Genomic DNA, 7,458 nt, shown 5'->3' with positions numbered 1-7,458 from the left:
TGGTGCTGAATGCCAACGGCACCTACACCTACACCCTCAACACCAGCGACGCCGACTTCAAAGCCTTGCACGGCGGTGGCGACGGCACGGACACCTTCACCTACACCATCACCGACGCGGACGGCGACAGCAGCACGGCGAACCTGGTGCTGCAGATCCACAACAACGACGATCCGGTAACCCTCAACGGCCTCAACGTGTACGGCGGCGAGCTGACGGTCTACGAGAAAAACCTCAGTGACGGCACCGACCCCAACACACCAGCGCTGACCCAGAACGGGACCTTCACGGTAACCGCCCTCGATGGCCTGCAAACCCTGACCGTTGGCGGCATCGCGGTGGTCACGGGAGGCGTAGCGGCGGGCTTCCCACAATCGATCACCACGCCGTTGGGCAGCACGCTGACCATCACCGGCTTCAATGCCGCCACTGGCGTGATCAGCTACAGCTACACCCTGAACGACAACGAAGCCCATCCAACCGCCAACGGCGCCAACAGCCTCACCGAGAACTTCAATGTCGTCGCTACCGACACCGATGGCGACATCGCGAATGGGCAGATCAACGTCAACATCATCGACGACCTGCCGACCGCCAAAGCCGATGCGGACTCGGTGCAGGAGGGCGGCACTGTCAGCGGCAATGTGCTGGACAACGACATCGGCGGTGCCGATGGTCCGGCTGCTACTGGCGCCGTGGTCGGCGTGCGCGCGGGCAGCGATACTTCAACCTCGGCCATCGGCGGGCTGGGCAATCAGATCAACGGTACCTACGGTTACCTGACCCTCGATGCCAACGGCAGCGCCGTGTATCACAGCACGCCTAACGCGGTGAGCGGCCCTGGTGCGGTGGATGTGTTCACCTATACCGTGCGTGACTCCGATGGCGACGAAAGCACCACCACCATCACCATCGACGTCTACAACAGTTGCCTGAAAGCGGTCAGCGACAACGATGTAACGGTCTACGAAAAAGCCCTCGACTTGAGCCAGGGCGGGCAGGATCTGGCTGCCGGTACGGTCGTCGGCAGCGATCCGACCAACACGGGCGAAACCGCTTCCGGCACACTGGTGGGCTCGGTCACTCACGCCGTCGGCGCGATCACCTACGCCCTGGTTGGCAGCAACGTGGGGACCTACGGACAGATTCAGCTCAACGCCAACGGCACCTACACCTACACGCTGACGACCCCGCCGAGCACCACACCGAACGCCAATGACGGCCCGAACGTGATGCACGAGACTTTCAGCTATCAGGCTACCGACTCGCTGGGCAATATCGTTACCAGCACCATCGTGGTGGACATTGTCGATGACATGCCCAAAGCGATGAACGACAGCAACCTCGGCACCGCCTCGGAGACGGTGGCGAGCCTCAGCGGCAATGTGTTCAACAACGACGTGATCGGCGCCGATAAAGTCGCCATCGGCCTGAATGCCGGCCCGGTGACCCCTGGTACCTTCACCGGCACCTACGGTACCCTGGTGCTCAACGCCAACGGCACCTACACCTATACGCTGAACCCCGGCGACACGGACTTCAAAGCCCTGCAGGGCGGTGGCAACGGCACCGAAACCTTCACCTACACCCTCACCGACTCGGACGGTGATATCAGCACTGCGAACCTGGTGCTGAACGTTCACAACAACGACGACCAGGTCACCCTTGGCGGCCTCGACGTGTATGGCGGCGAGCTGACGGTCTACGAGAAAAACCTCAGCGACGGCACCAATCCCAACTCGCCGGCCCTGACCCAGAGCGGCACCTTCACGGTCACCGCCCTCGATGGCCTGCAAACCCTGACCGTGGGCGGCATCACCGTGGTCAGTGGTGGCGTGGCCGTCGGCTTCCCGCAAACCGCCGTCACGCCGTTGGGCAGCACCCTGACCATCACCGGCTTCAACGCCGCGACTGGCGTGATCAGCTACAGCTACACCCTGAACGACAACGAAGCCCATCCAACCGCCAATGGCGCCAACAGCCTCACCGAGAACTTCGACGTCGTCGCAACCGACAGCGATGGCGACATCGCGAACGGGCAGATCAATGTCAACATCGTCGATGATTTGCCGAACGCCAAACCCGATTCGTCGTCGGTAACGGAGGGCGGCACAGTCAATATCAGTGTGCTGGGCAATGACATCAACGGCGCCGATGGTCCGGCGACGGTGGTCGGCGTGCGCGCCGGCAGCAATACCGCGACGTCGGCCGTCGGCGGGCTGGGCAACCCGATCAACGGCACCTACGGTTACCTGACGCTCGATGCCAACGGCAACGCGGTGTATCACAGCAACTCGGATTCGGTCGGCGTTGCCGGGGCCACGGACACGTTCACCTACACGGTGCGCGACTCCGATGGCGATGAAAGCACCACCACCATCACCATCGATGTGGCCAACAGCATTATCAAGGCCAACCCCGATAGCGACGTGACCGTCTATGAAAAAGCCCTCGACCTGAACCAGGGCGGCCAGGACCTGGCCGCCGGTACGGTCACCGGCAGCGACCCGGGCAATACTGGTGAAACCGCATCCGGAACCCTGGTCGGATCTGTCTCGGGTGCCAGCGGCGCGCTCACCTACACCCTGGTCGGCAGCGCCACCGGCACCTACGGGCAGATCCTGCTCAACCCCGACGGCAGCTACACCTACACCCTGACCTCGGCGCCAAAAACCTCGCCGAATGCCAACGACGGTCCGAATAGCCTGACTGAAAGCTTCACCTACAGGGCCACCGATGCGTCGGGCAACAGCAGTACCAGCACCATTGTGGTCAATATTGTCGATGACGTGCCCAAGGCGGTGGCATCGGATCGCTCGGTGGCAGCGGTGGAGATCGATTCCAACCTGCTGATCGTGCTCGACGTCTCCGGCAGCATGGTCGACCCTTCCGGCGTACCGGGCCTGTCACGGTTGGAACTGGCCAAGCAGGCCATCAGTGCCTTGCTGGATAAATACGACGACCTGGGCGACGTGAAAGTGCAACTCGTCACCTTCAGCAGCAGCGCCACCGACAGGACTTCGGTATGGGTCGATGTTGCGACCGCCAAGACACTGCTGGCTGGCCTCACCGCGAACGGTGGCACCAACTACGACGCGGCGGTAGCGACCATGCAGACCGCGTTCAACACCTCGGGCAAATTGACCGGTGCACAAAACGTCGGCTACTTCTTCTCCGACGGCAAGCCCACCACCGGCCAGGAAATCGGCACCGCCGACGAAACCGCGCTGAAAGCCTTCCTTGATGCCAACAACATCAAGAACTACGCGATCGGCCTGGGCAGCGGTGTGAGCAACGCCAACCTCGATCCGCTGGCCTACGACGGCATCAGCCACACCAACACCAATGCGGTGGTGGTCACCGACCTCAATCAACTCAACTCGGTGCTGTCCGGCACCGTGGTCGGCGCACCGGTCACCGGTTCGTTGCTGGGCGAGGGCGGCACGTTCGGCGCTGATGGCGGCTTCATCAAATCCATCGTGATCGACGGCACCACCTACACCTACGATCCGAAAGCCCTCAGCGGAGAGGGCTCGTTGACGCCAAGCGGTGGCACCAACCACGGCACCTTCTACACCGTGGACAACACACTGAGCATCGCCACCAACAACGGCGGCACGTTGGTGATCAACCTCGACACTGGCGATTACAACTACACCTCACAGAAAACCACTACGGTGCTGATCACTGAGAACATCGGTTTCACCGTCAGCGACAACGACGGCGACCTCGCCAGCTCGACGCTGACCGTGAAAGTGATCCCCAACGCGCCTCCGGTGGCGGTGGACGACCACGTCATCACCAATGTGCTGTTGGGCAACATCGTGGTGCCAGGCGAACTGTTGCTGGCCAACGACACCGACCCCAACGGCGATGCGCTCAACGCGACGCCGACCACCTTCAACACCGGCTGGGCCGCGAAAGGCGCGGACTTCACCGGTACCGGTGCGATCAGCTTCGCCGGCACCGACAACGTCGCTGCCAACCAGAGTTTGGCCAACGTGCGCAATGCCTTTGCGGCCAACATGGCGACCATGACGGCGATGCTGGTGGTCAGTGGTTATCTCGGCGCAGCGAACAACGCCAATGGCAACAATGAGGACTTCATCACGGTCAAGCTGAATCAGGGAGAGACGCTCAACCTTAATCACAACCTGGGTGCCGGGCATATCACGATGGAGTATTCGCTCAATGGTGGAGCGTTCGTCAGCATTGCCGATGGTGACACCATCACCGCAGGCGCGGATGGCACCTACCAGATTCACGTGACCAACATCGTCAACACCAGTGGTGGCAATAAGAATGGGGCAGAAAACTACGACCTGACCATGACCGTCAATTACGCCGGAGCACACGACGTCACCACGGACTACAACGGTACCTACACCGCCAACGACAACCACGGCGGCAGCGACTCGGCCAACCTGACCATCAGCTATCAGGATGGCCACACCCTCACCGGCACCAGCGGAGATGACGTCATGGTGGCGGGCACGGGCAACAACATCATCAATGCCGGCGACGGCAACGATGTGCTCACCGCCGGCTCTGGCAACAACGTATTGCATGGCGACGCCGGCAATGATCTGCTCTTCAGCGGACTGGGCAATGACACCCTCGATGGCGGCACGGGCATCGACACGGCCAGCTATGCCCACGCCACCGCCGGGGTCACGGTCGACCTCAGCCTGCTCGCTGCGCAGAACACCCTGGGCGCGGGCACGGACACCCTGACCGCTATCGAAAACCTCACCGGCTCGAACTTCAACGACACCCTGACCGGCAATAACTCCAACAACGTGATCAACGGCGGCCTGGGCAACGACATCCTCAAAGGCGGGGGCGGCGATGACTTGCTGATCGGCGGCCTGGGCAACAACACCCTCAGCGGCGGGGCGGGGGCGGACACCTTCCAGTGGCTCAAGGACAACAGCGGCCATGACGTGATCACCGACTTCACGCCCGGCACCGACAAGCTCGACCTGTCGCAACTGCTGCAAGGGGAGAACGGCACCACGGCTTCGCTGGACGACTACCTGCACTTCACCGTCACCGGCAGCGGGGCGTCGACGGTGACCAGCATCGACGTCAGCGCCATGGCCGGTGCCGCACCGAACCAGACCATCGATTTGGCCGGCGTCAATCTCGCCAGTCAATACGGTGTAACACCGGGAGCGGGTGGGGTGGTCGCGAGCGGGCACGACACGGCGACCATCATCAACGGCATGCTCAACGATCATTCGTTGAAGGTGGATACCGTGTGATCTGACAGCGCAACGAAAAAAACCGCCATCCCTTCCACTGGGATGGCGGTTTTTTTTCGCATGTCACTCTTACGTTCCAGACCGGCGGTATCAGAACCTGTTATTTCTGACAGTAGGCAGCCTTGCGTAACTGACTTTAAATCAAGTCATTGTTGAGCCGGTTGACGGAAGGAACACCAAAATGTCGAAGTACACGATTATCAGCAAACTGACATCCGCAGAAGAAAACGCGCTTGCCTATCGAAGGTTGAGATATTCCGCTGAACTGATTGTTGCTGCCCCGCCTGAACTGGATCCGGCAAAAAATCCACTGCTGGCTAATGAACCAGATGATGAGATCAATCAACTTCACAAGAATTATCAGGGAAAAGAGCTCAGGATTTTTGTTCATCAGTTTGATCAATCACAGGATCCGATTGCTACAGACGGTTTTATTCAACTGCGATGGAATGGCTCTTTAGTGGGGGAGCCCTGGCGCTATAGAACACCGGTGCCGCCGCTTGCGTTCCCCTTTGAACTTGATTTGCCTGCGGAATTTACGACTGATAAAGGTAGGTATGAGTTGAGTTACCGTATCAACCATGGCGGCAATACTGGCGCTCTGGTTACACCGCTAACTATCAATATCGATACGGACTTCCCCGCGCCAATCAAGCCGACCGTTCCGGTAACGGAAATCACCAAGGACTATCTGGATGTAAACGGCCATGTCCCTGTGACCTGTCCTCTGACACCTGACAACAGAATTGGCGACGTTATCAGGGCCTGGTATGGCGAGTCGGAAGCCGATCCCGATAAAGTGTTGATTGGCACCCAGACTCTTGTCGACCCCATTACCGCCCCCGTGTTTCAGTTGACCGAGACGATGTTGGGTGGTGAAGAAGGCTTGCATGAAATCTGGACCGACCATTGTGACCGCAAAGGCAACCAGAGCCCCGCATCGGACAAGTTAGTGCTTGATGTGGTGTTGACCCTTACGCCTGTTCTTGTGCCTGCTGCTGTCCCGCTGTTTGAAGATGATGGCGTTATCAGTCTGATCGATGCCCAAACGCAGCCGGGTGTTGGGGTCGGAATCATCGACGAGTACAAAAATTTTGTTGATGGCAGGGATTGGTTGCTGATCACTTGGGATGGTCTGTCACAAGAGGGAAAACTGATTGACCGTTTTCCTTTTTTTATCGACGTACCTTTCAAGGATGTCTACAACGGAGTTGCCTATCAGGATGATGTCCCGGTCACCTTGCAAATCCGCCGCGGAGCTCGCCTGCACCCCGATACCCCGCTGACTACGTTTGTGAATAAGGACTTGAGAAGACCTGGAGTTATTGACCCGGATAAACCAGGCCCGCCCGACGACTTTCTGCCATTGGTCATAGCGTTGGGCGCTGTTTCGCAGGAGATCAACCACATCTATCGAGTCGATGAAAATGAGCCTGTAAACGTGCATGTTCCCTTGTATGACGGTGCGGTTGCCAATGAGTGTCTGCAACTGTATTGGGACGGTGTCCTGGTACCCGAATCCGACGGTGGCATTTACACCGTTACTGGCAGTGAGGGAGGTGATTTCGAGGTGGTATTCAGCGTGTCATGGACGTTTGTCGAGGCTCAGGGAAATAATGCAAATACACTTTTGCATTACCGCGCCTACGATGCCGTTAGTGCAAACTATGCAGTGTCGGAATCGCAGTCCGTTAATGTGCGTATACACGACAGAGTCATTTCAGACCCTGAAATTCAGCATCTGGATGTGGATTTTGGTTACTTGAACTGTACTTCTCTACGGCTAGGTCTAGATGGGAAGATGTCTGTCGTGGTGTTTATTCCGCCAGACCCCGCTTTCAAGGATCGTGTAGTTACGCTTGAGTACCAAGCGTACGCAGATGAGGAGGGACTTATAGAGCTTCCAGTCAGGGATAGAGTTGCTTACACGATTAGTAAACAAGAAACCATCGATGGTGCCTACGTCAATATTCCATACAGGGTTTTTGAGGAGACAGGTAGCGCTTTCGGGGCAATCAAGTACACCACGGTGATCGATGGGTATTTGTCCACGTCTGAGCGGCAACTTGTTCGAGTGCTTATGAGGGACGGTGACGGTACCAGTTGCAAATTTGCGCCATAGACAACCCAAGGGCGCTTTCGAGCGCCCTTATCGTGAACGGGGTTCCGCGTTGAAATTTACTCCTATTCACTT

2 protein-coding genes are annotated in these 7,458 nt (G+C 58.6%); both read left to right on the top strand.

The genetic code is table 11. The annotated features are described in order from the left end of the window. A partial coding sequence (locus tag KW846_RS06460; protein ID WP_218481662.1) for an S-layer family protein occupies nucleotides 1-5,264 on the top strand: 5,264 nt, incomplete at its 5' end. Nucleotides 5,265-5,445: 181 nt separating this feature from the next. Further along, the gene (locus KW846_RS06455) at nucleotides 5,446-7,386 is read left to right on the top strand and encodes a hypothetical protein (protein WP_218481661.1); all 1,941 of its coding nucleotides are present in this window, start codon (nucleotides 5,446-5,448) and stop codon (nucleotides 7,384-7,386) included. Nucleotides 7,387-7,458: the final 72 nt, after the last annotated feature.

This window comes from Pseudomonas sp. PDM32, assembly GCF_019219225.1.
GTDB lineage: Bacteria > Pseudomonadota > Gammaproteobacteria > Pseudomonadales > Pseudomonadaceae > Aquipseudomonas > Aquipseudomonas laurylsulfatiphila.
The sequence above is the reverse complement of the archived record's forward strand: the minus strand, read 5'-3'. Positions and strand labels throughout refer to the sequence as shown.